We start from the raw sequence: 26,914 nt of genomic DNA, 5'->3' as shown, positions 1-26,914 counted from the left end.
TATCTATTTTAATATCAAATTTTCTAGCAAATAGTTTATTCTTTCTCCTTTTTAGAAAAAAATGTTCGATCAAGATCCAACTATTGTTTTTTTTCAAAGTAATTGTTTAATTTATTTCAATTATATTTAACGTTCATTCCACTTTACCTATAATTAACTTATTAGAATTTTATTGGATCTTTTGATTACCCAAGAATAAATTTGGACTCTTATTTTGCTCATTGGCTAACCTCGCATTATTGTCTGCTGCTGTAATTTTAGCATTCCCGACATTGGTTGAAAAAGTTTGGCGTTCTTTTGAATCTTTTTCTGCACCATTAAGTAGTGGTTTATATTTATTGTACCAATTATAAAATGTTTTAACGTTCAAATGATACTTTTGACATATTCGTCCCTTGGTATTTTTTGTATCATTTAATAAAAGAATACATTCTTTTTTGACTTTCTCCGTACAACTCAAATACCTGAACTTTAAATCCCTATTTTCTAATTCTGAGATAGTTGTTATTATTTTCTTCTGCTCATTTCCATGTGCCCGGTTGTACCTATCTTCCCAAGTTCTTACAACCATATCATTGATGTTCAATTTGTTACTTAATTCAGTCTTAGTCATTGAGCAACCTCTCCATAAAAGTACACAGGCTTCCTTAACCTTAGCGGTACAATCCAGATTTCTCCCATTTCGTTCCCTACTGATCAATTCTTCGATAGTAGAGATTGATTTACGAGTTAAATTCCCCTTTTTATGTTCCTTTATCCAAGAACTAAAGGAACTATAGTCTAAATTGTTCTTATCACAAAACTGCCGTTTAGATTCGTAAGAATGTTGAGAATTGAGATATAAATTGATCTTTTCTAATTTATATTCTCTCGGTATAATTTCCCTTTTATTCTCTATATATCCTAATTCACTATTAGTTGACTCAGCTGGAACAGCTTCTTTAAGCAACTCTTGAAATGTATCTTGTGACAATTCCATTATGTCACAAAATGTCTCTATTTTGATGGTCGTTTGAATGGATTGGTATAGTTGAATATATTTTAAATAATCATTTTTAGTGTATGATTGATTGACTTTTTGTGGAAGAACAGGGTCAAGAGAGTGCCTCGCTGAAGGATTAAGCTGCTTATCCGTTTGTTTGGTTGTTTGATCCCCTAGGTTACTTTCTAAGTTTTGTATACTATGTTGCATCCTTTGATTGCCTTGACTCTTACCTTGTTCATGAGCTAACCTCGCATTATTGTCTGCTGTTGTAAATTTAGCATTCCCGACATTAGTTGAAAAAGTTTGGCGTGCTTGGGATGTTCTTTCTGAATTTTGGAGTAATCGGTCATATTCTTCGATCCAAGCATTAACCATATTCGGAGTCAAATGATAAATCTTACATAATTGCTTTATGGACATTTCTTGATTCTTATATAAAAGAACACATTCTCTTTTAACTTCCTCCGTACAACACAGCTTTCCTAGCTTTAACTTCCTTTCTTTTAATTCTGTGAGAGTTGTTATTAACTCCTGCTTCTTACCACGTGCCTGGTCGTATCTATTATTCCAAGTTCTTAAAGTCGCATCAGAAATGTTCAATTTTTTACACAATACCTTGTGTGCTATTCGCTTACTTCTCCATAAAAGTACACAGGCTTTCTTAACCTTAGCAGTACAATACAGATTTCTCCCATCTTGTTCCCTACTGATCAATTCTTCAATAGTCGATATTGATTGACGAGGTAATTCCCCCTTTTTATGTTCCCTTATCCAAGATCTAAAGGAATCATAGTCTAAATTGTTCTTATCACAAAACTGCCGTTTAGATTCGTAAGAATGTTGAGAATTGAGATATAAATTGATCTTTTCTAATTTATATTCTCTCGGTATAATTTCCCTTTTATTCTCTATATATCCTAATTCACTATTAGTTGACTCAGCTGGAACAGCTTCTTTAAGCAACTCTTGAAATGTATCTTGTGACAATTCCATTATGTCACAAAATGTCTCTATTTTGATGGTCGACTGAATAGATTGATATAGTTGAATATATTCTAAATAATTATTCTTAGTGACATTTTGTGGAAGAACAGGATCAAGAATATACCCCGTTTGAGGAATAGTCTGCTTATCGGTTTGTTTTGTTGTTTGATGCCCTAGGTTACTTTCTAAGTTTTGTATACTATGTAGATTCTCAGATAAATGAGCAGCAGCTCTTTTTGGATGTCTTTCTTCATCAAGCGCCGTTTCCTGATTCTGATTCACTGGGGTGTTTTCTGAATTTTTTATACTCTTATCCTGTTTCTTTTGTATAAACTCACCTGTGCCCCTATCATTATGTATGTTATGCGGATTCTGGGGATGTTTTTCTTCATCAATCAGATATTCCTGATTCTTATCCTCTATAAAGTTTACTTGATTATTTTCCGAACCAGGCTGATTAACTGCTTTTCCTGCCATTGTTTGTTCCATTATAGGATATTCTACCTGTTGACTATTTGACGATTCATCGAATAATTTGTTCGATTCTTGACGTTCACTTAATTCCATTACATACTTCATTGGTTTTTTTCCTGAGTTTAATGTCTCATCAAATCTCATTAATATTTCCGTTATTTCTTCTGTCATGAGATTATCATTTGATGAATCATCGAATAAATCATTATTAGATTGTTTTGGAAGTTCATTCGATCCGTTCACATAATCCACTAGATTTTTTGCTGGGTCTAACGTCTCATCAATTTCCATTAACGCTTCCACTATTTCGTCTGTCGTGAGACTATCATTTGATAAATCTTCGAATAAATCATTATTAGATTGTTTTGCAAGTTCATTCGATCCGTTCACATAGTCCACTAGATTTTTTGCTGAGTCTAACGTCTCATCAACTTCCACTAACGCTTCCACTATTTCGTCTGTCATGAGATTATCATTTGATGAATCTTCGAATAAATCATTATTAGATTGTTTTGGGAGTTCATTCGATCCGTTCACATAGTCCACTAGATTTTTTCCTGAGTCTAACGTCTCATCAATTTCCATTAACGCTTCCACTATTTCGTCTGTCGTGAGACTATCATTTGATGAATCATCGAATAAATCGTTATTAGATTGTTTTGGGAGTTCATTCGATCCGTTCACATAGTCCACTAGATTTTTTCCTGAGTCTAACGTCTCGTCAATTTCCATTAACGCTTCCACTATTTCGTCTGTCGTGAGACTATCATTTGATAAATCTTCGAATAAATCATTATTAGATTGTTTTGGAAGTTCATTCGATCCGTTCACATAGTCCACTAGATTTTTTGCTGAGTCTAACGTCTCGTCAATTTCCATTAACGCTTCCACTATTTCGTCTGTCGTGAGACTATCATTTGATAAATCTTCGAATAAATCATTATTAGATTGTTTTGGAAGTTCATTCGATCCGTTCACATAGTCCACTAGATTTTTTGCTGAGTCTAACGTCTCATCAATTTCCATTAATGCTTCCACTATTTCGTCTGTCGTGAAATTATGATTTGACAATTCACCGAATAAATTTGCTGAATTTTGAAAAAACGAACGTTCTTCATTGGACTCATTTGAATAGTCAAAATCAGATAAACTATCGAACAAGCTATTTCCAAATTCACCTTCTGTCTCTGATAAAATTGGATGTTCCTCTTGATTTTCTCTTAGATGACTTCCAGTTACTTGCACTTGTTTGCTATTGAAGATATGATTCTCACTACTTGCTGCTTCCTCCAATTTATTTGGTAAAGGAAGTGATAAAGAAAAGTTTTTATTTTGTTGAGGACCGATGCCTTGAAGTTTATCCTGTTGGTTCTCATCAATTAAATGCTCATTCTCTGTTGTATGTATTTGTTTGCTTATTTGTGATAGTTTGGGTGAATATTCTTCTACTTCATGAAGTACATGAGATTTCTTTGGCTTCTTAGGTTTCACACTCGATGTTTTCAAACTATTTTTATCAATTGGGAACGCCGATAGTGAAAACTTTTCTGGGTCCTTATTTTCTTGCATCTTTCTTTTTCTGCTTGAACTGTCATTGAGATTGTATTTTTTTGACTGGCTGTCATGATCAACACTTTTTTGTTTTCTTAATGAAGCGACTTTGTCCTCTAAAGGCCTTGGCTGAGCAGGATGTACCTGTTCCAGCTCATCTTTTAGAGGAACTTCTGAAATCAGCTCTTGTTGCTTCACTAACTCTTCCCTTTGCTCAAAACTATTTCTATCTAACTGTAAAATTTCATTTTCTGACGATGTTTTATACTGCATCTCTTCCTTCTGTTCTCTTACTTTCTTTATTTTCATCAAAATGGTTCTCGCTGATCCGTTAAATTTATTAACAAGTTTACTTATCCACAAGTCTTCTGCTAAATATGCTTCGATATTTTGATTATTGCTCTCTTCCTTTTCTTTAGTTGTCTCATTCGTTAAGCTTTGCTGTTGCAGATTTTGCTCTTTTAGACTATGTGTTACATTTCCAATGGTTCTCTTTGATACTCCAAATCGCTCAGCAAGTCCTGCTATCGATGTATTTTCTGTTTTGTATGCTTCTATAATCCTTTCATTTCTCTTTTTAATTGAATTGTTAGGACCGCCAATTTCATTATTCTTTTCATTCTCATGACAGTCTCCTTGAAGTGTTTTAATCGTTTCTTTTCTCACAAAGTCAATCTCCTTTAAAGTGATTAAAAATTAATTAGTAAACAACTAGTTCCGCTAGTTAAATCATTGATATAGAAATATGCTGACCTGATTGCTTTTACCACATTTATTCTAACACCCTCTTTCAAAAAGCTTGACTTTCTTTTTTCTTTTTTCAGAAAAAGAGGTTTTGAAAAGACCACAAAAAAAACATCAAAGCTAGCAGTTTTTGCTAACTTTGATGTTTCATCGATCATGTATCAATTCAATTTGTCAAAAAGATGTTTTTAACCTGGCAACTATCGTCAGCATCCATACTTTTTTTGAAACAGTTCGGATAAAATATCCCAATTGCTAAATTAAATATGGATTGGTAAACCTAAAGCGAGTTCAGCAGCATCCATCGTAATTTCACCTAGCGATGGATGTGGATGGATCGTTAACGCAATATCTTCGGCATTCATTCCTGATTCAATGGCTAAAGCAAGCTCAGAAACCATATCACTAGCACCTACACCACCGATTTGCGCTCCAATGATGACATTGTCTTCATTGGTCGTCACTAAACGGATAAAACCTTCTGTTTTTGCAAGCGATAACGCCCGTCCATTTCCTGAAAACGGAAATTTATATGCAGTAGCTTCAATACCAGCTTCTTTTGCTTCTTTGATCGTCATACCAACAGAAGCTAATTCTGGATCTGTAAAGGCAACCGCAGGCATTGCTTTATAGTCAACTGCTACTTTCTTACCTGAGATAGCTTCTGCAGCAATTTTTGCTTCATAACTTGCTTTATGCGCTAAAGCAGCACCTGGTACGATATCCCCAATTGCAAAAATGTTTGGCACATTCGTACGCCCTTGTTGATCCACTGGAATCAATCCACGTTCACCGACTTCGACACCCGCTTGTTCTAATCCCATATCGTCAGTATTTGGACGACGGCCAACTGTTACCATAACATAATCTGCTGTCACTGTTTCTTCTTTACCGTCTACAGTATATTTGACTGTCACACTGTCCCCATTATCAACAGCTTCTTTCGCCATTGCATTGGTTACGATTGTCACACCTTTTTTCTTGAAGTCGTCTTCCACTAATTTCACCATATCTTTTTCATAGGTAGGTAAAATTTGAGGGGAACCTTCAAGAATCGTTACCTCAGCACCTAAGTTAGCATAGGCTCCACCTAATTCTGCTCCAATAACTCCGCCACCAATAATGACGAATTTTTTTGGTACTTCTTTTAGAGCTAAGCCGCCTGTTGAGTCAAGTACACGTCCGCCAAACTTGAATCCTGGGATTTCGATCGGACGGGAGCCAGTGGCAATGATTGCGTTATTGAAAGAATACGTTTGAGCAGAATCGGGATGGATCACACGCAATGTATGATCATCGACGAAGAATGCTTCGCCTTCGATTGTCTCTACCTTGTGTTTTTTCAATAAGAAGCCAACACCAGAAGTCAGTGTTTTCACTACTTTATTTTCTTTCCAGTCTTGTGTTTTTGCAAAATCAAGTGTGACATTTTCACTCGTGACACCGAATAAAGTTGAATCAAGAGATTCTTGATAATGATGTCCTGCAGCAATCAGCGCTTTTGAAGGAATACAACCAACGTTTAAACAAACACCACCGATGTATTCTCTTTCAATGATTGCCACTTTTTGTCCCATTTCAGCAGCACGGATGGCAGCAACATAGCCACCAGGTCCCGCACCGATTACAACTGTGTCTAATTCTACAGCAAAATCTCCAACTACCATTTGTTTATCATCCTTCCATCATCAATAACTCAGGATCAGCTAAAAGTCGTTTGATATTGTTCATTGCTTGTTGAGCTGTCGCTCCGTCTACGATACGGTGATCAAAGCTTAAGGAAAGTTTCATCACTCGTCCAACAACAATTTCACCTTCACCATTAACGATCGGTTGTTGTGCAATTGTTCCCACACCTAAAATTGCTACTTCAGGGTAGTTGATTACTGGTGTAAACCAACCGCCACCTACAGAACCAATGTTACTGATCGTAATAGTGCCATTTCGCATATCTTCAGCTGCTAATTTACCTTCATGAGCTAGTTTTGCTTTTTCATTGATTTCATCCGCAATCGCAAACATGCCTTTACGGTCTGCATCTTTTACATTTGGTACATACAAGCCATGATCTGTATCAGTTGCAATTCCGATGTTATAGTAATTTTTATAAACGATTTCTTGGTTCGCATCATCAATTGACGCATTCAAAATAGGGAATTTCTTCACAGTAGCAGTTAATGCTTTTACCACGTATGGCAAGAAAGTCAATTTTGTCCCATTCGCAGCTGCCACTTCTTTAAATCTCTTACGATTATCCCAAAGTTTAGAAACCTCTACTTCGTCATGTAAAGTAACATGTGGCGCTGTTTGCTTGCTATTAACCATTGCTTTAGCAATCGCTTTACGTGTCGGTGTCATTGCTACACGTTCTTCTAATTCGCCTAAATTAGATTTGAACGCTTTTGCTGGTGTTGCTGGCTTGCTTTCAGCTTTCGCTTCAACCGCTTTTTCTGTCGCAGGTGCAGCTGGTTCAGCTGATGCTGTTTGACTCGCATGCCCTCCTGATAGATAGCTTTCAATATCTTCTTTTGTCACACGTCCACCTTTACCAGTTGCAGTGACTTGTGTGATATCCACATCTTTTTCACGAGCAAATTGTCGAACTGATGGCATAGCCAAAACACGTTTGTTAGGATCAGCTGCCTCAGCTACTGATGCTGAACCAGAAGTTTCTACTTTAGCATCAGTTGATTCAGCTGTTTTTTCTGATGTAGTAGAAGGCGCACTATTATGTCCTGGTGCATCGATTTCTACTAATACATCACCAACAGTTGCAACTGTTCCTTCTGATACCAAGATGTTTTTAACCGTTCCAGTCACTGGCGACGGGATTTCTTCTACCGATTTATCGTTTTGTACTTCTAACAATGTGTCATCTTCATTGATGGTATCGCCTGGTTTCACAAACCATTTAACGATTTCACCTTCTGCGATTCCTTCACCAATATCGGGTAATTTAAATTCAAAGACCCCACCATCGGCACTAGCTTCAGTTGGTTCAGCAGCTGGATGTTCAGGTGTTTGCTCTTTCGCTGCTACTCCAGCATCGCCACTTGTTTCATTGTCTTCATGTCCTGGTGCATCGATTTCTACCAGTACATCGCCAACATTCGCGACTGTTCCTTCAGGTACGATGACGTTTTTCACTGTCCCAGTAACTGGGGATGGAATTTCTTCTACTGATTTATCATTTTGAACTTCTAATAACGTATCATCCTCATTGATGGTATCGCCTGGCTTGACAAACCATTTGACGATTTCGCCTTCTGCGATTCCTTCACCAATGTCAGGTAATTTAAATTGGTATGCCATGATTTACTTACGTCCCTTCTTATTTCTTAGAATTCTGCAATTTCTTTGACTTTTGCTTCAATATCAGCCGCATTTGGTAACCAGATGTTTTCAGCTTGTCCAAATGGAAAAACAGTATCTGGTGCTGCTACACGTCCAATTGGTGCTTCTAATGAAAGGATCGCACGTTCTGAGATTTCAGCAATCACTTGGGCACTTACACCTGCTTGTCGTTGCGCTTCTTGAACGACTACCACACGACCAGTTTTCTCAACTGATTGAATGATTGTGTCAATATCTAGCGGTGCGACTGTTCTTAGGTCAACGACTTCTACTGAAATATCCTCTTTCGCAAGATTGTCAGCTGCTTTGATCGCTTCACGAACCATTGCGCCATAGGTAATGATTGAAACGTCTGTTCCTTCACGAGTAATTGCCGCTTTGTCCAATGGTACTTCATAAGCTTCATCTGGAACTTCTTCACGGAATGAACGATAAAGTTTCATATGTTCCAAAAATACAACTGGGTCATTGCTGCGGATAGAAGAGATCAATAATCCTTTTGCATCATAAGGATTTGATGGAATGACTACGCGAATTCCTGGAGATTGAGCAATCAATCCTTCTAAGTTATCTGAATGAAGTTCTGGTGTGTGAACCCCACCACCAAATGGTGAACGAATCGTAATCGGTAGATTTCTAGTCCCACCCATTCGATATCTTGTACGTGCCATTTGTGCGACTACTTCATCCATGGCTTCAAAAATAAATCCAAAGAACTGAATTTCAGGTACTGGACGAAAACCTTCTAAAGCTAACCCAAAACTCATACCAGCAATCCCTGATTCAGCTAATGGGGTATCGAAAACGCGTTCTTCGCCAAATTTTTCTTGCAATCCTTCCGTTGCACGGAAAACTCCACCGTTTTTCCCAACATCTTCACCAAAAACGATTACGTTCTCATCATTTTCAAGTTCAAGTGCTAGGGCATCTGTGATTGCTTGAATCATTGTTTTTTGTGCCATGATTATTTCGACTCCTTCGCTTCATAGATTGCAATTTGCTCTTTAATTGATTGTGGTGCCACTTCAAACATATTTTTTAAGAAATCAGAAACTTTTTGTTTTGGAATCTTATCTGCTTCAGCAATCGCTGCTTTGATTTCCTCTTTTGTTTGTTCAATTACTTGTTCTTCTTTTTCTTCTGACCATAGACCTTTTTCTGTTAGGTAGTTACGGAAACGGATCAATGGATCTTTTTTCTGCCATTCGTCATCTGTTTCTTTTGAACGGTAACGAGTTGGGTCATCTCCTGATAAAGTATGCGGACCATAACGGTAAGTCAATGTCTCAATCAAGACTGGACCATTTCCGTTGATTGCCCAATCACGTGCCATTTTAGAGACTGTATAAACTGCTAATGGATCCATACCATCTACTTGGATCCCTGGAATCCCGGCTGCCACAGCTTTTTGCGCTAATGTTTTAGCAGCTGTTTGTTTTTCACGAGGTGTTGAGATCGCAAAGCCATTGTTTTGGATATAAAATACAGCATTTGCATGATAAGCTCCAGCAAAGTTGATTGCTTCATAGAAATCACCTTGAGAAGAGCCGCCGTCACCTGTATAAGTGAAGACCACATTTTTTTTGTTTCGTTTTTTCAATCCTAAAGCCACACCAGCTGCTTGGATGTACTGCGCACCAATAATGATTTGTGGTGGTAGAGCTTTCAATTCTTCTGGATAAAAATTCCCTGCCGCATGTCCTCGTGACCATAAGAAAGCTTGTGCTAAAGGCAATCCGTGTTTTACTAATTGGGGAACATCACGGTAACCAGGAAGTAAGACGTCTTCTTTTTCAAAAGCAAATGCACTTGCAAGTTGGCTAGCTTCTTGCCCAGCTGTCGGTGCAAAGAATCCTAAACGTCCTTGACGGTTTAAAGCTGTTGAGCGTTGGTCTAATACACGAGACCAAACCATGCTAGTCATTAATTCTACTAATTGTTCATCTGATAAATCAGGAACAAGATCAGGGTTTACTACTTTACCATTTTGGTCAAGCGCTTGGTATACTGGAAAATCTGAATTGACTTCATCTAATAACGCATTAAAGTCTAGTGGTAATTTCTTTTTTGCCATTTGTACACATTCCTCTCTCATCATATAAGAAAATCTCATCTTTCTGCGATTGAAACAGATATATAAACTGTATCAATATCCAACCGTCTTCTTTTATAAATTATCATGGATCATTAAGAAATACAAGCTAAAAGCAAAAAAATTCACGTTTTTAAAAATTTGTAATAATCCGCTTAACCACGCAAATAGTGAACAAAATCACAATCAAGAAAGCGGTTTACATATTTTGTACAAAATTAGTCCTGATTTTCTATCTACTCCTCTCTACTGTTATCATTGAATCCGCACATTGTTATACCTTATTCCAACAAACAGAAAAAATTTTTTATTAATTAGTGATTTTCTTTACAATCATCCCTCTTTTAATTTTCTACTATATGTGTATTTTTTTCAATTAAAAAGCAACAGCAAGGAATCTCCTTAACTGTTGCACATGAACCTGTTCTTTTGATCATGAATTAAACGGATAAACGTTTTGCTAATTTTGCCATTTCCGCTTGAAAAAATGGTAGCCTTTCTTCAGTTAAACGACTAAAATTGATACGCAACCCGTTGGTCTCTTCTCCAAACAAAAAACTTGGTGCAATGCCTAACCCTGAGCGGATCAATTCTTCCGCAATATCTCTTGTCAATTGCTGTCCTTTCCACGTAATCCACGCATAGTACCCACCATAAATGGGCCAGACTTCAAAAAAGTTTTGCGTTTTTTCCCATTCAACCAGTGTCAAACTTCTTTTGTATAATTCTTCCCTCACAATGGCGATCTTTGTGCTATAACTTTCTTCAAATACAGTCATCGCCACATTTTGGGGAAAGATGCTCATCGAAAATTCCATCATTTCCTGCGCTTTCGCTAAGCGGTCGATAAAGGAACGCAGCCCAACGATCCAACCTATCTTGGTCGTTTGTCCTAATACCCTAGATAATGATCCGACATATAAGACGTTTTCCGGATCAATCGAATGAATCGCAGTTGGTTTATGCTTTTCACTATCATGAAAGGATAAGTCACTAAAAACGTCGTCTTCAATGATCGGTAATTGATAGTTGCGACAAAGGGTCACTAATGCTTCGCGACGTTTTTGGGACATCACTTTCCCTGTTGGATTTTGAAAGTTTGGATTGACTAAGACAGCTTTCAATTTATTTTTCTTGATCAACACTTCTAGCTTATCCAGCTCAATACCTTCGCTATCCATGGGTACACCAAATAGACGAATCCCTGTCGCTTTAAATAAGGACAAACGATAAAAAAACGAAGGCGCTTCTACCGCAATAGCATCACCACTAGATAAAATCGTCTGTAAAATTAGAAAAATAGCCTGTTGACCCCCACTCGTAACTAATAATTGCGTTTTAGTAAAATCAAAATAAAATTTTTCGATCAAGTAATTTTTTATTTTTGCTACTAATGGAAGATAACCTAGACAGGTGATTTGTTGCTCTTTTTCAATAATCTCATTCATTGAGTATGCTGGAAATTGAACGTTTGGTAATAAGTCTGTAGGCATCTCGCTCGAAAATAAATCGAGAAAATAAGGGTTCAGTTTTCCTACTTCGATCATTTTTTCATAACTATCATCGATTTGTTCATAGCGTTGAGAAAATAATTCGCGCCAATTCACTCTCGGGACAGAATACCGCCCCCATTCGGTTTGATTCACAAAGCGTCCACTGCCTCGGCGACTGATAAGAACGCCAAGATCTCGTAATTCATCCAACGCTCGAACCACAGTGGTGCGATTTGTTTGAAAAATAACTGCCAATTTCCTTTCAGAGGGCAAGGGTACGTTGGGATCTAAATTCCCATTTTCAATATTTTTCATCACCTGATCCATAATTTGTCGATAAATTGGTCTTTGTTTCTTATCTATGACTTCCCACATGTTCTTCTCCATTCCTCTTTCTTCTACTGCCTATTTTATCTTATAAAAAAGGGATCGAAAAGCAAAGAAAAAGCAAAGTATGACACGAGAGCATCTACTTTGCTTTTTAATAGCTATTAAATCGTATCTCCGTTAAAAATGGAGTTTTTAACAATCACATAATCAACTTTGCGAATAGCTTCAATATCTTTCCCACCCGCGTAAGAAATAGAAGATTGTAAATCTTGTTGCATTTCAACCAACGTGTCTTTCAAAGACCCTTTATGTTGGATCCAAATTTTCTTACCTTCTACATTTTTCTTTTCACCTTTTTGAAACTCGGAGGCAGAGCCGAAGTATTCTTTGTACACTACGCCATTTTCCACCATTGTCTCACCAGGCGATTCTTCATGTCCGGCAAATAGCGAACCGATCATAACCATTGTTGCGCCAAAACGAACGGATTTTGCAATATCACCATGGGTACGAATACCCCCATCAGCAATAATCGGTTTTCTGGCAGCTTTCGCACACCATCTTAAGGCAGCAAGTTGCCAACCACCGGTACCAAAACCGGTTTTGATTTTTGTGATACAAACTTTACCAGGTCCAATTCCAACCTTTGTTGCATCAGCTCCGGCATTTTCTAATTCCCGAACAGCTTCTGGTGTACCAACGTTTCCTGCAATAACGAACGTTTCTGGTAAATGTTTTTTGATATGTTGGATCATTTCAATCACCGCATTTGAATGACCGTGCGCAATATCAATCGTGATATAATCAGGAACTAAATTTAACTGTGCTAATTCTTCAACAAATGAATATTCTTCTTGTTTTACGCCAACACTGATTGAAGTAATCAATTGTTGCTCCTTCATTTTTTGCACAAAGGGGATTCTTGCTGCTTCATCAAATCGATGCATAATATAGAAGTAACCATTTTCTGCTAAAAATTGTGCAATTGACTCATCGATGATCGTTTGCATATTCGCAGGGACAACAGGCATTTTAAAAGTATGCTTTCCTAGTGTCACTGTCGTGTTACATTCTGAACGGCTACTTACAATACATTTATTAGGAATGAGTTGAATATCTTCGTAATCAAACACTTTCATGGACATGATCCTCCTGATGTTCGAATTCAGTAAAACACGAACATTATTTGCTTTTTGGGTGTTTATTTTTAGCACCTTATGTAATTTACCGTATTTAAACTAAAAAATCAAGGGGAATATAAACAAAAAAATAAAAACTCCTTAATCTGAAATAACACTGTCTAGCCATCAAACTTTTCGACAAATAAACAATCAGCTGTTTGTCGCTTATAGCTACTCAATCTCTACCAGGTGGTTCATTCTTTTGTTGATTTCCAGCTTCTTTTGATTGGTTTGTTTTCTCTTGATCGTTTTTATTCAGAGTTCCGGGTTGAACGATTGCTTTTTTAGCGTCAGAAATAATATTAGTCAATCTGTTATAAACCCGTTTTTGACCGTTAGGGTTTTCTTTATCTTTAGATAACTTTGTTTGCGAAATGTTCGAACTTTTTTCTAGCTCTTTTTCTCTATCCTTTTTGAATTGCTCCATACCAGCAAGTACTTTAGGGCTAAAATAGCTTTGCGCTATTTCTTGGATCATTCCAAGTAGAGCTCTATTAGGTTTATTTAATTTTGCAGATTTCGTTTTATTTATTGCGTGTGTCATTACTCCAAGACTATAGCGTTGGGGGTCTAGTTTTAGATTGCCTTTCGCTTCTTTACCATCACTGACATTTTCATACGCTGCTCTATGAGCGTTTAGCTCACTTTCTGGCACTGACGAATTATTGTCCCATTTATTTAGATATCCCATTTTACTCCCCTTTTCGTAGATTCTTAGTGACGTTCCTCGCATCAATATATGTAGAAGTCATTAGCGAACAAGCAACTAATGACTGTTTCATTCAATGTTTTTTCATGTCTATGGTAGGATATTGCCAGCTTCGCGATACAGCGCATACCAGTCTTCACGACTCAGTTCAACGTCTGATGCTTGTGCAATTTCCTTGATTCGCCCTACATTCATCGTTCCTGCAATCACTTGGATATTCGCAGGATGGCGTAAAATCCAAGCTGAAGCTAAACCTGTTGGTGTTGTATGATATTTGTCAGCAAGTTCTGCTAATTTTTGATTCAATTTAGGAAACTTTTCGTTACCGATAAATACCCCTTCAAAAAAACCATATTGATAAGGCGACCATGCTTGGATCGTCATTTCATTCAAACGTGAATAATCCAAGACACTACCATCGTGGTCAACGCTAGCTTCATCTGTCATATTCACATGGATCCCTTGATCAATCATTCCAGAATGTTTCAATCCAAATTGCAATTGGTTGATCAACAAAGGTTGTTTGACGTATTTCTTTAGCAATTCGACTTGCATTGGTTTCTGATTACTTACACCGAAATAACGTACTTTACCTGACTTTTCTAATTCATCGAATGCCTCTGCCACTTCCTCAGGTTCAACTAAGGTATCGGGACGATGTAATAGCAACGCATCAACATAATCCATTTTTAACCGTTTGAGGCTACCTTCTACTGATTCAATGATGTGCTTTTTGGAAAAGTCAAACATCACACCGGGAACAATCCCACATTTTGTTTGAATAAATAGCTCTTCTCTCTTTATTGAAGTTTTTGCTAGTGCACTAGCAAAGATGGTTTCACATTCTCCAGCACCGTAGATATCCGCATGGTCAAAAAAATTGATACCGTTATCAAAAGCAGTTTCAATAATACGTTCTGGATGTTCAGCACCATTAATCCTCATACATCCGAGAATGACCGACGACACCTTTTGATTTGAAGTTCCCAATTGAATCTGTTTCATTAAAATCATTCCTTTCTTTCCCATTAGATTTTAACACATTTACTTCAAAAAGGGGGCAAAAAGAGGCATGCCACTTTTTTCTCAAAAAAGAAAAAAATGTTATCCCCCTTTTTGTTGCGCTAGTGATTCTTAGAAAAAACGTTGATTGCCTTCATTCCAATATCTTTCCGATAAAATGTCCCCTTTGTATCTTTTGATTCTAACACGTTGTATATTTTTCCCCTCGCTTCTTCAATTGTTTCCCCATAGGACTCCACTAAGTAGATTCGACCACCTGAACCTTTTAAATTTCCTTTTTCCTCTTGAACACCCGCATAATAGACAGTTGCCTCCTCTTCAGGAAAATCGGGCAAATCCATAGCAGTTAAATACTGATTAGGATAACCTTCTGCTGCAACTACAACCCCTAAACGATATCCAGTTTCCTCCCAAATTAAATGAACCGGCTTATGGTCTAACAAATCGGTGATCACTTGCGCCAAGTCACTCTTCAATCGAGGTAAAATGACTTGTGTCTCAGGATCGCCAAATCTCGCATTAAATTCAATCACTTTCGGTCCATCTGAAGTGGCGATCAATCCTGCATACAATACACCGATAAACGGACGACCAATTTCGCTCATCCCTTTAGCTGCAGGTTTTATTACTTTTTCGATTCCCGCTTCAATGATTGCTTCAGAAATGTGAGGTACTGGAGAATAGGCACCCATCCCCCCAGTATTCGGCCCTTGATCTCCATCATACGCTCGTTTATGATCTTGTGAGATTTCCATTGGATAAACTGCTTCGCCATCCACAAACGCTAACAAAGAGAACTCTTCTCCTTCTAAAAATTCTTCCACAACGATTTGATGTCCACTTTGTCCAAAACGATGTTTTTCCAGCATATCGCTGGCTGCCTGTAACGCTTCGGCTTTTGTCATCGCTACGACCACGCCTTTGCCAGCAGCTAAACCGTCCGCTTTGATCACAATTGGGGCACCCTTCTCTTCGATGTACCATTTGGCTTCAAGATAGTTGGTAAAAGTTTTAGATTCAGCAGTTGGAATCTGACAACGCTCCATCAATTCTTTGGCGAAACTCTTAGATCCTTCAATCAATGCAGCAGCTTTCGTCGGACCAAATATTTTTAATTCCGCTTGCTTGAAATCATCCACGATCCCGTTTAACAAAGGAATTTCTGGGCCAACAAAACTCCAAGTAATCGACGCTTTCTTAGCAAACTCAATCAATCCTTGATGATCAGTTTCTTTAATATCAACGATTTTGACCCCATCACGTGTCATGCCAGGATTCCCAGGTGCACAATAAACGTTTTCGACTAGCGGACTTTGTAAGATTTTACTCGCAATCGCATGTTCACGCCCACCAGATCCTATGATCAATATATTCATTTCTTACTCCTTCTATCTTAATGTCTAAAATGACGGACGTTCGTAAAGACCATGGCAATTCCATGTTTATTAGCCATATCAATCGACGCTTGGTCCTTGATACTTCCACCAGGCTGAATGATCGCCTTGATTCCGTGTTTAGCTGCATATTCCACCGAATCATCCATTGGGAAATAAGCATCGCTTGCCAAAACAGCTGCTTGTGCTTTTTCTCCAGCTTGTTCAATCGCAAGTTTGACAGAACCGACACGATTCATTTGTCCTGCACCAATCCCTAGCGTCTGATACCGATTACTTACAACGATCGCATTTGATTTGACGTGCTTAACAGCTTTCCAAGCAAATGCTAATGCAGCCATTTCATCAGATGTTGGCTGACGATCGGTTACTACTTGCCATGTAGTTGGTTCTTCCATTGCTGTATCTTTTTCTTGGACGAGTAAACCTCCAAGAACTGAAACAATTTCATTAGATGCTTTTGTTAATTGCGAGTTAAAGTCAACCGTTAATAATCGTAAATTCTTCTTGGCTTTTAAAACTTCTAGACTTTCTGGTGTATAAGACGGTGCAATGATGATCTCTAAAAAGAGTTTATGCATTTCTTGAGCTGTTGCTAAATCGACTTCCCGATTCAATACCACAATCCCACCAAAAATCGAAACAGGATCTGCTTCATAAGCTGCTAGCCAAGCATCGAAAATCGTGTGAGCTGAGCCAATACCACAAGGATTCATGTGTTTGAGTGCTACGACTGTTGGTTCTTGGTATTCACTCATGATCCGCAAAGCAGCATCTGCATCACGAATATTATTAAAAGATAGTTCTTTTCCATGAAGCTGTTTTGCTTGAGCAATCGAATAACGTTCTGGTAGAGCAGATTGATAAAAGACAGCTTGCTGATGACTATTCTCGCCATAGCGGAGGTCTTGCTTGCGTTCAAAAGTAAGAGTCAATTTTTCCGTCTTTTCTTCCTTCACTTGCTCCGTTAAATATTGAGCAATCAATGCATCATAGGCTGCTGTGTGACGAAATACTTTCGCTGCCAGTTTCTGACGTGTCGCTAGAGAAGTAGTCCCTTGATTTCTCAGTTCATCTAAAACAATTGGATAATCGTTCGGATCAACGATCGCCGTGACAAATTCATGGTTTTTGGCAGCACTACGTAACATACTTGGTCCACCAATATCAATATTTTCAATGGCTTCTTTTTCACTAACATCCGGTTTCATGATTGTTTCTTTGAAAGGATACAAATTGACGCAAACAAAATCAATCGGCAAAATCTCAGAAGCTGCCATTGCATCTCTGTGACTAGCAAGATCACGACGTGCTAATAATCCTCCATGAATCTTAGGATGCAAAGTTTTGACACGTCCGTCCATCATCTCAGGAAAGCCAGTGACATCTTCGATTGCGATGGTTAAGATTCCCGCTTCATCAAGTGCTTTTTTGGTGCCCCCAGTTGAAATAATCTCAATTTCCAAAGCTTGTAATCCCTTGGCAAATTCAACAATTCCTTTTTTATCCGATACACTTAACAATGCTCTAGTCATTTTTTTCTTCCTCCACTTTTTGCATTTCTTTGATGACTGCTTCGATTATTTTAGGATAGGTCTGATGTTCGATTTGATGAATCTTTGCTTCTAAGCTATCCAATGTGTCTTCTTTCGTGATCTCTATGGTTTCTTGGTGAATGATGGGTCCTGTATCTATCCCTTTATCAATGTAATGAATCGTTATACCTGTTTCTTTGACTTCCGCAGCAAACGCATCACGAATCCCATGTAAGCCAGGAAAATCAGGTAAAAGAGAGGGGTGGATATTAATGATCCTTGACTCATAAGCATTCAATAAAGTCGGACCAATAATCCGCATGTATCCTGCTAATACAATGAGTTCAATTTCTTTTTCCACTAGGATCTCTAAAATTTTTTCTTCATATTCTCTTTTAGATGAAAATTCTTTTGGTGAAAAAAAATGAAATGGTACATGTAACTTTTCTGCCCGTTCTAAGACAAAAGCATTCGGCTGGTCACAAAAAAGCCATTCAAAGGTATCTGGCAACTTATTTTCCCGAAAATAGTCAACTAAAGCTTGAAAGTTGCTGCCATTTCCTGAAGCAAATACGGCAATCTTCATTTTTCTTCCTCATCAAACAACACTGTTTTATTTTTTAAGGGAACTACTTCACCGATTCGATAAACCGCTTCTCCTTGCTCATTGATTTTTTCAATGACTTCATCGACTTGAGAAGCTGCTACTGCTACAACCATGCCAATACCCATATTAAAAATCTCAAACATCTCTTGTTCAGGGATTTCACCTAAACGTTGGAGACAATCAAAAATCGGCAAGCTAGGCCATGAACCTAATTGAATTTGCGCGGCCGTTCCTTCCGGCAACATCCGAGGAATATTTTCTACGAATCCACCACCAGTGATATGTGCCGCACCTTTGATCTTTTGTTCTTTTATGATTGGCAGCAAAGCTGATACATAGATTTTTGTCGGCTTTAACAATTCTCGGTCCAGTGTTTCAGACAGACCCTCTATCTGATCGGTTAATGTGTAACTATTTTGTTCAAAAAACACTTTTCGAACCAATGAATAGCCGTTTGAATGAATCCCGCTAGAAGGTAAGCCTAACAGAACATCACCAACTTCGATTTCACTTCCTGTGATCAATTGCGACTTTTCTGCAACCCCAACTGCAAAACCAGCAAGATCATACTCATTTTCCGCGTACATCCCTGGCATCTCTGCGGTTTCACCACCGATCAACGCAAGATTACCTGCTACACAACCATCCGCCACGCCAGCGACGACTTTTTCTAATTTTTGTGGATCATTTTTTCCAGTAGCTAAATAGTCTAAGAAATATAAAGGTTCCGCACCTTGAGCTAAAATATCATTGACACACATCGCCACACAATCGATTCCGATTGTTTCATGTTGATCCGCTTCGATGGCTACTAACAATTTTGTTCCTACCCCATCTGTCCCTGATACCAAAACTGGTTCTTTTAATTGGTAAGAACTTAAATCAAAACAGCCACCAAAACCGCCTAAAGCACCCATTACCCCTAGTCGCTCTGTTTTTTTTACGTGTTTCTTGATTCGTTCTACTACTTCATAGCCAGCTTCTACATCCACACCAGCATTCGCATAGGCATTGCTCATGTTACTTCCTCCTTTATTGAAAAAAAGATACTTTTTCTTTCAATGATTCACGGTATTTTTCTTCATAGTCGTATAAAGGCGTCGGATAATCACCATTAAAATAAGCCATACATAACCCAGAATAAGGAGCTGCTTCTTTTAATCCGATTGCTTGGATCAACCCATCCTCACTTAAAAATTCCAATGAATCTGCTTCAATACATTGTCTGATTTCTTCGATACTATGATTCGCTGCAATTAGTTCTTTTCTCGTTTGAATATCAATGCCGTAAAAACAAGGATATTTTAACGGTGGTGAAGCAATTCGTACATGAACCTCTTTTGCTCCTGCCTCTTTTAATAGACGTACGATTCGCCGGCTCGTTGTTCCTCTAACGATTGAATCATCCACCATCACGATTCGTTTCCCTTCAACAACTCCTCTGACAGCCGAAAGTTTCATCCTGACACCCTGTTCCCTTAATGCTGGTGTAGGTTGAATAAAGGTTCTGGCAATGTATTGATTTTTTACTAGTCCAATCTCATAAGGGATGCCACTAGCTTCGGCATAGCCACTGGCTGCTGATAGCGAAGAATTTGGAACACCTACAACCATGTCAGCATCAATTGGCGCTTCCTGTGCTAAATTTCTCCCCATATTTTTACGAGCAGTGTGTACATTGACACCAGCGATATTTGAATCTGGTCGTGCAAAGTAGATATATTCCATGGAACAAATCGCTAACTGGGTTTCGGTCGTATAAGTATCGATCGTATAGCCCAAGTCATCAATGATCACTACTTCCCCTGGACGAACATCTCGAATAAACCGCGCACCGATGACTTCCAGTGCACAAGTTTCAGAAGCAATCACATATGCACCATTTTTCATTTGACCGATTGCCAAAGGTCGAAAACCATTCGGATCAAGAGCGGCGATCATGGCATCTTCTGTTAAAAGCAAATAGGCAAATCCGCCTTTCACTTCATTTAATGCTTCTTTTAAACGATCGAGCAATGTTGTTTTTTTACTTCGACGAATCAAATGCATCAAAATCTCTGTATCTGAATTGGAATGGAAAATCGCACCGTCTTTTTCTAACGACGTTCTCAACGAACGGGCATTCGTAAGATTACCATTGTGAGCTAGACCGATTGACTGGTCATAAAATTTAAATAAAAAGGGTTGGATATTGTCCACACTACCATTACCTGCTGTAGCATAACGCACATGTCCAATCGCTGCTTGTCCAGAGAGTGCAGCTAGTTTTCTTTGATCTTTGAAAACTTCTGAGAGTAAACCTAGATCCCGGTGTCCTAATAGTTTCCCTTGATCATTTGAAACGATCCCAGCACCTTCTTGACCACGGTGCTGAAGACTATGAAGCCCAAAATACGTTACGCTAGATGCTTCTTGATGTCCCCAGACACCAAACACCCCACATTCTTCATTTAAACTTTTTACTTCATAAGACATTCGATTGCGTCCTCCCAGCATTTTTTAGCTGTTGTAACAGCTAGATGGATTTCCCCATCACTTGCTTGGATCACAATATTACTTGACTCAGTCACTTTACCGATACAACTTGCTTTTTCGCCCATCAAACGTTCAAATTCCTCACGATCTTCTGGAAGGATGGTGACCACAAATCTTGATTGTGTCTCTGAAAAAAGTTGTGCTGTCGTCAGATTTACTGTGACATCTAATCCCAGTTGGGTACCAAAAGTTGCTTCAGCCAACGCCACAGCCAAACCGCCTTCCGAACAATCATGCGCACTGGTTACCACTCCTGCTTGAATAGCCGCCAGTAGACTTTCTTGGTTTTGTTGTTCCGTCAATAGATCAAAATGCTCGATGTCCCCTTCAATTTTTCCTAATTGCATTTTTTGCAATTCACTACCATTGAAATCGTCATACGTTTCACCAACAAGATAAATCAAATCATCCGCTATTTTGAAAGATTGAGTGGTGATGTGTTGATGGTCTTCGATCAATCCGACCATGCCGATCATCGGGGTAGGATAAATCGCTTTGCCATCCGTTTCATTGTATAAAGAAACATTCCCGGAGATCACAGGTGTCGCAAAGACTTCACATGCTTTGGCAATCCCGTCTGCTGATTTGACCAATTCCCAAAATACTTCTGGTTTATCAGGAGAACCATAATTCAAACAGTCTGTGATTGCTAATGGGCGTCCGCCGCTAGCAACAATGTTTCTGGCAGCCTCTGCAACAGCGATTTGCCCACCTATCTCAGGATTCAAGTAAAGGTAGCGGGCATTACAGTCAGTCGTCATAGCAATTGCTTTTTCAGTTCCACGAATACGCAATACGGCAGCATCACTTCCAGGGGAAACTACTGTATTGGTTTGTACTTGAGAATCATAGGTTTCATAAATCGCATGTTTTGAAGCTATTGTCGGTTGTTTCAATAAATCTAGCAATAATTGATTCGCATCTTCAATGATTGGTTGATATTGCCCTAACTGTTTAAATTTTTCGATTCGAGCGGGTTCTTGCACTGCCTTTTCATAAACAGGTGCATCTTCGGCTAAGGCATCAACTGGTAAGTTAGCCACTTCTTCCCCATGATGGTACAAGCGATACAAGCCATCATCGGTGACTTCTCCAATCGTAACAGCATCCAAATCATATTTTTTAAACAATTCTTTGACTCTTTCCTCTGCCCCAGCTTTTACACAAATCAACATTCGTTCCTGTGATTCTGAAAGCATCATTTCGTAAGGAGTCATATTTGTTTCTCGTTGTGGCACATCGTCTAATGTCAAAATCAAACCAGATCCAGCTTTTGATGCCATTTCTGAACTTGAAGAAACCAATCCAGCAGCGCCCATGTCTTGGATTCCTACTAAAATGTCCGCATGTTCCAGGATCAATTCTAAGCAAGCTTCAAGTAATAGTTTTTCCATAAAAGGATCGCCTACTTGGACTGCGGAACGTTGCTGTTCTTCTTCTTGACTGAACTCTTCTGAAGCAAAAGTCGCACCGTGAATGCCGTCGCGTCCTGTTTTCGCACCGACATACATGATCGAATTACCCACACCAGAAGCTTGCCCTTTTTGAATGTCTTTGTGATCGATCAACCCTACGCACATGGCATTAACTAACGGATTCCCTTCATAACAAGGATCAAACGCTACTTCTCCTCCAACCGTCGGTATTCCGATACAATTACCATACCCAGAAATCCCTGCGACTACTTCTTCCAATAAGTACTTGGTTCGTGGTTGGTCTAACTCGCCAAAACGTAAGGAGTCAAGTAAAGCAATCGGACGTGCACCCATACTGAAAATATCACGGATGATCCCACCAACACCGGTTGCCGCTCCTTCATAAGGTTCTACTGCTGAAGGGTGATTATGACTTTCCGCTTTAAACACAACTGCTTGACCATCACCGATATCCACGATACCAGCGCCTTCTCCTGGACCTTGAAGAACATGCGGTCCACTTGTTGGGAACTTTCGTAAAATCGGTTTAGAATTTTTGTAAGAACAATGCTCGCTCCACATGACTGAAAACAAACCTGTTTCGGTGTAATTGGGCATTCTCCCCAAAATATCTTCTTCGATCATTCGATATTCTTCGTCTGTCAATCCCCATTCAGCATAAATTTTCTTTTCTTTGATCTCTAAGGGACTTGGTTCATTCCGTGTTTTCATCTTAGACAGTCACCTTTCCAAAATTTTTTAACATCGAGGCAAAAAATCGTTTTCCGTCTTCTGATCCTAGTAACGCCTCCATTGCCCGTTCTGGATGAGGCATCATTCCCAACACATTTCCTGCTTTATTGGTGATCCCTGCAATATTTGCGACACTACCATTGATATTCCCGGCATAAGTAAAAACGATTTGATTATTGGCTTTTAACTCTTGCAATGTTTGCTCATCGCAAAAATAATTTCCTTCGCCATGAGCGACAGGCAGCTGAATGATCTCATCGGTTTCATACTCCGAAGTAAAGGCTGTCTGGTTGTTAACTTTCAAAGGAACAGTTTTGCAAATGAAGCGCAAAGACTCATTTTTTCTTAGCACGCCTGGAAGGAGACCTGCTTCTGTAAGGATCTGAAACCCATTACATGTACCAAAGACTGGTTTTCCTTCCTCCGCAAAACGAACAACTTCTTTCATGATAGCTGAAAAACGCGCAATAGCTCCACACCGCAAGTAATCGCCATAGGAAAAACCACCAGGGAGCAACACGCCGTCATAACCTTGCAAAGAGGTTTCATCGTAACGAACATACTCAGCTTCTACTCCCATAATGTCACGAATTGCCCACAGCATATCCGCATCACAGTTCGAACCAGGAAAGACAATCACGGCAAATTTCATGCTAGATTCCCTCCAATTGTTCGATTTCATAACGATACGTTTCCATGTTGACGTTAGCTAATAGTTTGTCACAAATCCCTTCAATCGTTTCCTCTACTGCGCTAGCTTCTGCTGAAACTTGGATCTCAAAATATTTACCGATTCGGATATCTTCAACAGTTTCATATCCCAAACGATGGACCGCATTTTTCACTGCTTCTCCTTGAGGATCTAATACAGAATCTTTATAGGTGACATAAACTTTTACAAAATACATTTCATTTTCCCCTCTCATAAACCAACTTGTGTTAAACGTGTCAAAACTTCTTGATATACTGGGACAATCTCCCCAATTTTTCGTCGATAAACATCTTTGTCCATGTGTTCGTTTGTTTTCAGTTCCCATAATCGACAAGTGTCAGGCGAAATTTCATCCCCTAATACGATTTCGCCCGTAGCTGTTTTCCCAAATTCCAGTTTGAAATCAATTAACTGTAAATCGATTTTCTCAAATAGTTGGATTAACAAATGATTGATTTTTCTAGCCTGTTTCTTTAATTCAGTAATTTCATCTTCATCTGCAATTTGTAAAAACAGCACATGTTCATCATTGATAAATGGATCATCTAATTGATCGTCTTTGTAATAAAACTCGACAATTGGTGTGGGTAATTTTTGTCCTTCAGGAATTGCCAACCGTTTTGAAAAACTACCAGCTGCACTATTTCTGACTACCACTTCTAAGGGAAGAATATTTAATTTTTTCACTAATTGTTCGTCTTTTCCGATTTGTTGGATAAAGTGATTGGCAATCCCTTGTTCGGATAAATAATGGAAGACTTTACTTGTGATTTGATTGTTCAGTTCCCCTTTTCCATTTACTTGGTCTTTCATCAAGCCATTCAAAGCCGTAGCTTGGTCCAAGTATTCCACCCAAATCACCTGTTCATCTGAAGTATGGTACATTTTTTTGGCTTTTCCTTCATACAGCAAATCTTTCTGTTCCATTTCGACATCTCCTTAAATTCTTGACGATCACAACAAACATTGTTTTTTTGTTCGTCTTTTCACTTTAAATTTTAACAAGTGTTTTTATCCTGTTCAATAAAAACATGTACATTTATAGCATTAAAATTGTCTAATGTTCGTGTTTAATCCAAAAATTCTTCCCTGGAAAAATAATAAGCGTTTACACCTATAATAATTGATGCTATAGTAGGATTAGAATGATTCTGGATATTTATTCAAGGAATTCAAGGAGGTAGCGAAATGGAAGAGGCCGCAGTTTGTGCCCAATGTTTTTTAATGGATTTATCGCCCGAGGAAACGTCACGTTTATATAATGACCTGTTGTCTATCAAAGATGTCTACTTATGTAATAAAGATACGAGTTTTTATACCTTCAGAAAAATCCGTCGTGCGGCAAAGCGCCATACTGAGTGTCGAAAGCGCACATTTGAATATCAAACATTTTCTGAACATCAACTCGTGATCAGTCAGATACACGAACAAAAATTATTCAAAAATCATTATCGTATCCAAGTCACTTATGATCAGCAAGAATTTGATTATACTTTTATCGAAGAATTATTGAGTTTGCTTCATACTAAACATTTTAACTATTCCGCTCAAGCCCTTTACGGATAGTTTTCTCATGCTATTATCAAGCAACATCATGAAATGAATCAAAATAGCTAAAAAGAACCCCGACCAGTTGAGTTATCTGTGTCAAGGTTCTTTTTTATTACATTTCAGTAAAAGAGTGGCTGCTTCTAGCAATCCGAAGCAAGCCACTCATTTTGATTATTTGTCTTTTTCTCCTAAACCAACACGGTCAAAGATCACATCCACATTTTTCAAGTGATGATGGTAGTCAAATGCGTCATCGATCTCTTCTTTTGTTAAAACAGAAGTAACCGTTGGATCCTCTTCAAGTAAAGGTCTAAATTGAACTTGATGATCCCATGCATAAGCTGTTTTAGGTTGAACCAAGTCGTAAGCTTCTTCTCTTGTCATACCTTTGTCAATCAGTTTCAACATCACTCGTTGACTATAGATCAAGCCAAAAGTAGCTTCCATGTTACGTTTCATATTCTCAGGAAAGACCGTCAGATTTTTTACGATATTTCCAAAACGATTTAACATATAGTCCAATAAAATCGTTGTATCAGGTAAAATGATTCGTTCTGCTGACGAATGAGAGATATCTCTTTCATGCCACAACGAAACATTTTCATAGGCTGTGACCATATGACCACGAATCACTCGAGCAAGTCCAGCCATGTTTTCTGAACCGATTGGGTTTCGTTTATGAGGCATTGCTGAAGATCCTTTTTGTCCTTTAGCGAAGAACTCTTCTACTTCTCTCGTTTCTGATTTTTGCAAACCACGGATTTCTGTTGCAAAACGTTCGATGCTGGTAGCAATCAATGCCATAGTCGCAAAGTACTCTGCGTGGAGATCACGTGGGAGCACTTGCGTAGAGATCTCTTGCGGACGAATCCCTAATTTTTCACACACATATTCTTCAATAAATGGCGGAATGTTCGCAAATGTTCCTACCGCTCCTGATATCTTACCTGCTTCAACACCTTTGGCTGCATGCTCAAAACGTTCAATATTTCGTTTCATTTCTGAATACCAAGTAGCTAATTTCAAGCCAAGTGTCGTTGGTTCAGCATGAACGCCATGCGTTCTTCCCATCATCACTGTGTACTTATGTTCTTTAGCTTTTTCACCAATAATTGCCGTAAAACGTTTCAAATCATCTCGTAAAAGGTCATTTGCTTGTTTGATTTGATAGCCATAAGCTGTATCCACGACATCAGTACTCGTTAAGCCGTAGTGGACCCACTTACGTTCTTCGCCTAATGTTTCAGAAACTGCTCGAGTAAAGGCAACAACGTCGTGACGTGTTTCCTTTTCAATTTCCAAAATACGTTCAATATCAAAAGATGCATGTTCACGAATTTTTTTGACATCTTCTTTAGGAATTTCTCCTAATTCTGCCCATGCTTCGTCAGCTAAAATTTCTACCTCCAGCCAAGCTTGGTATTTGTTTTGTTCTGTCCAGATATTGCCCATTTCAGGTCGTGTATAACGTTCTAACATCAATTTTTCTCCT

General features: G+C 38.5%; 20 protein-coding genes. 1 reads left to right on the top strand and 19 read right to left on the bottom strand.

The window, feature by feature from the left end; genetic code table 11:
- Positions 1-169: 169 nt before the first annotated feature.
- From IGL28_RS05620 to purC, 18 genes are all read right to left on the bottom strand, one after another.
- Positions 170-4,660 carry a transposase gene (locus tag IGL28_RS05620; protein WP_438843913.1) on the bottom strand — a complete coding sequence of 1,497 codons (4,491 nt, stop codon included), beginning with the start codon at positions 4,658-4,660 and terminating at the stop codon, positions 170-172.
- Positions 4,661-4,998: 338 nt separating this feature from the next.
- Positions 4,999-6,405 (bottom strand): dihydrolipoyl dehydrogenase, encoded by a 1,407-nt coding sequence (gene lpdA, locus IGL28_RS05615; protein ID WP_010719369.1) that lies wholly within the window; start codon positions 6,403-6,405, stop codon positions 4,999-5,001.
- Between the two features lie 7 nt (positions 6,406-6,412).
- Positions 6,413-8,050 carry a dihydrolipoyllysine-residue acetyltransferase gene (locus tag IGL28_RS05610; RefSeq protein ID WP_010719370.1) on the bottom strand — a complete coding sequence of 546 codons (1,638 nt, stop codon included), beginning with the start codon at positions 8,048-8,050 and terminating at the stop codon, positions 6,413-6,415.
- A 26-nt stretch (positions 8,051-8,076) separates the two neighbouring features.
- Positions 8,077-9,054, bottom strand: coding sequence for an alpha-ketoacid dehydrogenase subunit beta (locus IGL28_RS05605; RefSeq protein WP_010737448.1), 978 nt, complete (start codon positions 9,052-9,054; stop codon positions 8,077-8,079).
- Between the two features lie 2 nt (positions 9,055-9,056).
- Positions 9,057-10,166: a pyruvate dehydrogenase (acetyl-transferring) E1 component subunit alpha gene (gene pdhA, locus IGL28_RS05600; protein ID WP_010719372.1), complete on the bottom strand. Its 1,110-nt coding sequence runs from the start codon at positions 10,164-10,166 to the stop codon at positions 9,057-9,059.
- A 458-nt stretch (positions 10,167-10,624) separates the two neighbouring features.
- The gene (locus IGL28_RS05595; protein WP_081204281.1) at positions 10,625-12,052 is read right to left on the bottom strand and encodes a PLP-dependent aminotransferase family protein; all 1,428 of its coding nucleotides are present in this window, start codon (positions 12,050-12,052) and stop codon (positions 10,625-10,627) included.
- 116 nt (positions 12,053-12,168) lie between these two features.
- Positions 12,169-13,146, bottom strand: coding sequence for a GMP reductase (gene guaC, locus IGL28_RS05590; protein WP_010719374.1), 978 nt, complete (start codon positions 13,144-13,146; stop codon positions 12,169-12,171).
- Positions 13,147-13,363: 217 nt separating this feature from the next.
- Positions 13,364-13,879 (bottom strand): hypothetical protein, encoded by a 516-nt coding sequence (locus tag IGL28_RS05585; RefSeq protein WP_081129111.1) that lies wholly within the window; start codon positions 13,877-13,879, stop codon positions 13,364-13,366.
- Between the two features lie 108 nt (positions 13,880-13,987).
- A complete protein-coding gene (locus tag IGL28_RS05580) occupies positions 13,988-14,902 on the bottom strand; it encodes an aldo/keto reductase (protein WP_081129112.1) in 915 nt (304 codons plus the stop codon).
- 119 nt (positions 14,903-15,021) lie between these two features.
- Positions 15,022-16,296: a phosphoribosylamine--glycine ligase gene (purD, locus tag IGL28_RS05575; RefSeq protein WP_081129114.1), complete on the bottom strand. Its 1,275-nt coding sequence runs from the start codon at positions 16,294-16,296 to the stop codon at positions 15,022-15,024.
- A gap of 17 nt (positions 16,297-16,313) precedes the next feature.
- Positions 16,314-17,849 (bottom strand): bifunctional phosphoribosylaminoimidazolecarboxamide formyltransferase/IMP cyclohydrolase, encoded by a 1,536-nt coding sequence (gene purH, locus IGL28_RS05570; RefSeq protein ID WP_053766390.1) that lies wholly within the window; start codon positions 17,847-17,849, stop codon positions 16,314-16,316.
- Positions 17,842-18,435 (bottom strand): phosphoribosylglycinamide formyltransferase, encoded by a 594-nt coding sequence (purN, locus tag IGL28_RS05565; protein WP_010737442.1) that lies wholly within the window; start codon positions 18,433-18,435, stop codon positions 17,842-17,844. Before purN ends, purH begins: the two co-directional genes overlap by 8 nt.
- The gene (gene purM, locus IGL28_RS05560; RefSeq protein ID WP_010719380.1) at positions 18,432-19,475 is read right to left on the bottom strand and encodes a phosphoribosylformylglycinamidine cyclo-ligase; all 1,044 of its coding nucleotides are present in this window, start codon (positions 19,473-19,475) and stop codon (positions 18,432-18,434) included. Before purM ends, purN begins: the two co-directional genes overlap by 4 nt.
- Before the next feature lie 13 nt (positions 19,476-19,488).
- The gene (purF, locus tag IGL28_RS05555) at positions 19,489-20,931 is read right to left on the bottom strand and encodes an amidophosphoribosyltransferase (protein WP_081129115.1); all 1,443 of its coding nucleotides are present in this window, start codon (positions 20,929-20,931) and stop codon (positions 19,489-19,491) included.
- The gene (gene purL / locus IGL28_RS05550; RefSeq protein WP_034700368.1) at positions 20,916-23,138 is read right to left on the bottom strand and encodes a phosphoribosylformylglycinamidine synthase subunit PurL; all 2,223 of its coding nucleotides are present in this window, start codon (positions 23,136-23,138) and stop codon (positions 20,916-20,918) included. Before purL ends, purF begins: the two co-directional genes overlap by 16 nt.
- A gap of 1 nt (position 23,139) precedes the next feature.
- Positions 23,140-23,811, bottom strand: a complete 672-nt coding sequence (gene purQ / locus IGL28_RS05545) for a phosphoribosylformylglycinamidine synthase subunit PurQ (RefSeq protein ID WP_081129117.1) — start codon at positions 23,809-23,811, stop codon at positions 23,140-23,142.
- Between the two features lies 1 nt (position 23,812).
- Positions 23,813-24,067 carry a phosphoribosylformylglycinamidine synthase subunit PurS gene (purS, locus tag IGL28_RS05540; RefSeq protein WP_010737437.1) on the bottom strand — a complete coding sequence of 85 codons (255 nt, stop codon included), beginning with the start codon at positions 24,065-24,067 and terminating at the stop codon, positions 23,813-23,815.
- 14 nt (positions 24,068-24,081) lie between these two features.
- Positions 24,082-24,798, bottom strand: coding sequence for a phosphoribosylaminoimidazolesuccinocarboxamide synthase (purC, locus tag IGL28_RS05535; protein WP_081129119.1), 717 nt, complete (start codon positions 24,796-24,798; stop codon positions 24,082-24,084).
- Positions 24,799-25,059: 261 nt separating this feature from the next.
- Between purC and IGL28_RS05530 the strand changes: the two genes are divergently transcribed.
- A complete protein-coding gene (locus IGL28_RS05530; protein ID WP_010737435.1) occupies positions 25,060-25,437 on the top strand; it encodes a hypothetical protein in 378 nt (125 codons plus the stop codon).
- A gap of 156 nt (positions 25,438-25,593) precedes the next feature.
- On the opposite strand, the gene purB is transcribed toward IGL28_RS05530, so the two are convergent.
- Positions 25,594-26,901 (bottom strand): adenylosuccinate lyase, encoded by a 1,308-nt coding sequence (gene purB / locus IGL28_RS05525; protein WP_081129120.1) that lies wholly within the window; start codon positions 26,899-26,901, stop codon positions 25,594-25,596.
- Positions 26,902-26,914 lie beyond the last annotated feature (13 nt).

It is taken from the genome of Enterococcus sp. AZ077 (genome assembly GCF_051714965.1).
In the GTDB taxonomy this organism is placed as follows: domain Bacteria; phylum Bacillota; class Bacilli; order Lactobacillales; family Enterococcaceae; genus Enterococcus_B; species Enterococcus_B hirae.
Note: the sequence above shows the minus strand (reverse complement) of the source record. Positions and strands in the feature narration are given on the sequence as shown.

Bases quoted from the DNA above. Each gene is read 5' to 3' on its own strand.
- purQ (WP_081129117.1), bottom strand. From the start codon at position 23,811: ATGAAATTTGCCGTGATTGTCTTTCCTGGTTCGAACTGTGATGCGGAT.
- lpdA (WP_010719369.1), bottom strand. From the start codon at position 6,405: ATGGTAGTTGGAGATTTTGCTGTAGAATTAGACACAGTTGTAATCGGT.
- purF (WP_081129115.1), bottom strand. From the start codon at position 20,931: ATGTCTTATGAAGTAAAAAGTTTAAATGAAGAATGTGGGGTGTTTGGT.
- purB (WP_081129120.1), bottom strand. From the start codon at position 26,901: ATGTTAGAACGTTATACACGACCTGAAATGGGCAATATCTGGACAGAA.
- pdhA (WP_010719372.1), bottom strand. From the start codon at position 10,166: ATGGCAAAAAAGAAATTACCACTAGACTTTAATGCGTTATTAGATGAA.
- purL (WP_034700368.1), bottom strand. From the start codon at position 23,138: ATGAAAACACGGAATGAACCAAGTCCCTTAGAGATCAAAGAAAAGAAA.
- IGL28_RS05585 (WP_081129111.1), bottom strand. From the start codon at position 13,879: ATGGGATATCTAAATAAATGGGACAATAATTCGTCAGTGCCAGAAAGT.
- purN (WP_010737442.1), bottom strand. From the start codon at position 18,435: ATGAAGATTGCCGTATTTGCTTCAGGAAATGGCAGCAACTTTCAAGCT.
- guaC (WP_010719374.1), bottom strand. From the start codon at position 13,146: ATGAAAGTGTTTGATTACGAAGATATTCAACTCATTCCTAATAAATGT.
- purH (WP_053766390.1), bottom strand. From the start codon at position 17,849: ATGACTAGAGCATTGTTAAGTGTATCGGATAAAAAAGGAATTGTTGAA.
- IGL28_RS05580 (WP_081129112.1), bottom strand. From the start codon at position 14,902: ATGAAACAGATTCAATTGGGAACTTCAAATCAAAAGGTGTCGTCGGTC.
- purM (WP_010719380.1), bottom strand. From the start codon at position 19,475: ATGAGCAATGCCTATGCGAATGCTGGTGTGGATGTAGAAGCTGGCTAT.
- purS (WP_010737437.1), bottom strand. From the start codon at position 24,067: ATGTATTTTGTAAAAGTTTATGTCACCTATAAAGATTCTGTATTAGAT.
- IGL28_RS05605 (WP_010737448.1), bottom strand. From the start codon at position 9,054: ATGGCACAAAAAACAATGATTCAAGCAATCACAGATGCCCTAGCACTT.
- purD (WP_081129114.1), bottom strand. From the start codon at position 16,296: ATGAATATATTGATCATAGGATCTGGTGGGCGTGAACATGCGATTGCG.
- IGL28_RS05530 (WP_010737435.1), top strand. From the start codon at position 25,060: ATGGAAGAGGCCGCAGTTTGTGCCCAATGTTTTTTAATGGATTTATCG.
- purC (WP_081129119.1), bottom strand. From the start codon at position 24,798: ATGGAACAGAAAGATTTGCTGTATGAAGGAAAAGCCAAAAAAATGTAC.
- IGL28_RS05610 (WP_010719370.1), bottom strand. From the start codon at position 8,050: ATGGCATACCAATTTAAATTACCTGACATTGGTGAAGGAATCGCAGAA.
- IGL28_RS05595 (WP_081204281.1), bottom strand. From the start codon at position 12,052: ATGTGGGAAGTCATAGATAAGAAACAAAGACCAATTTATCGACAAATT.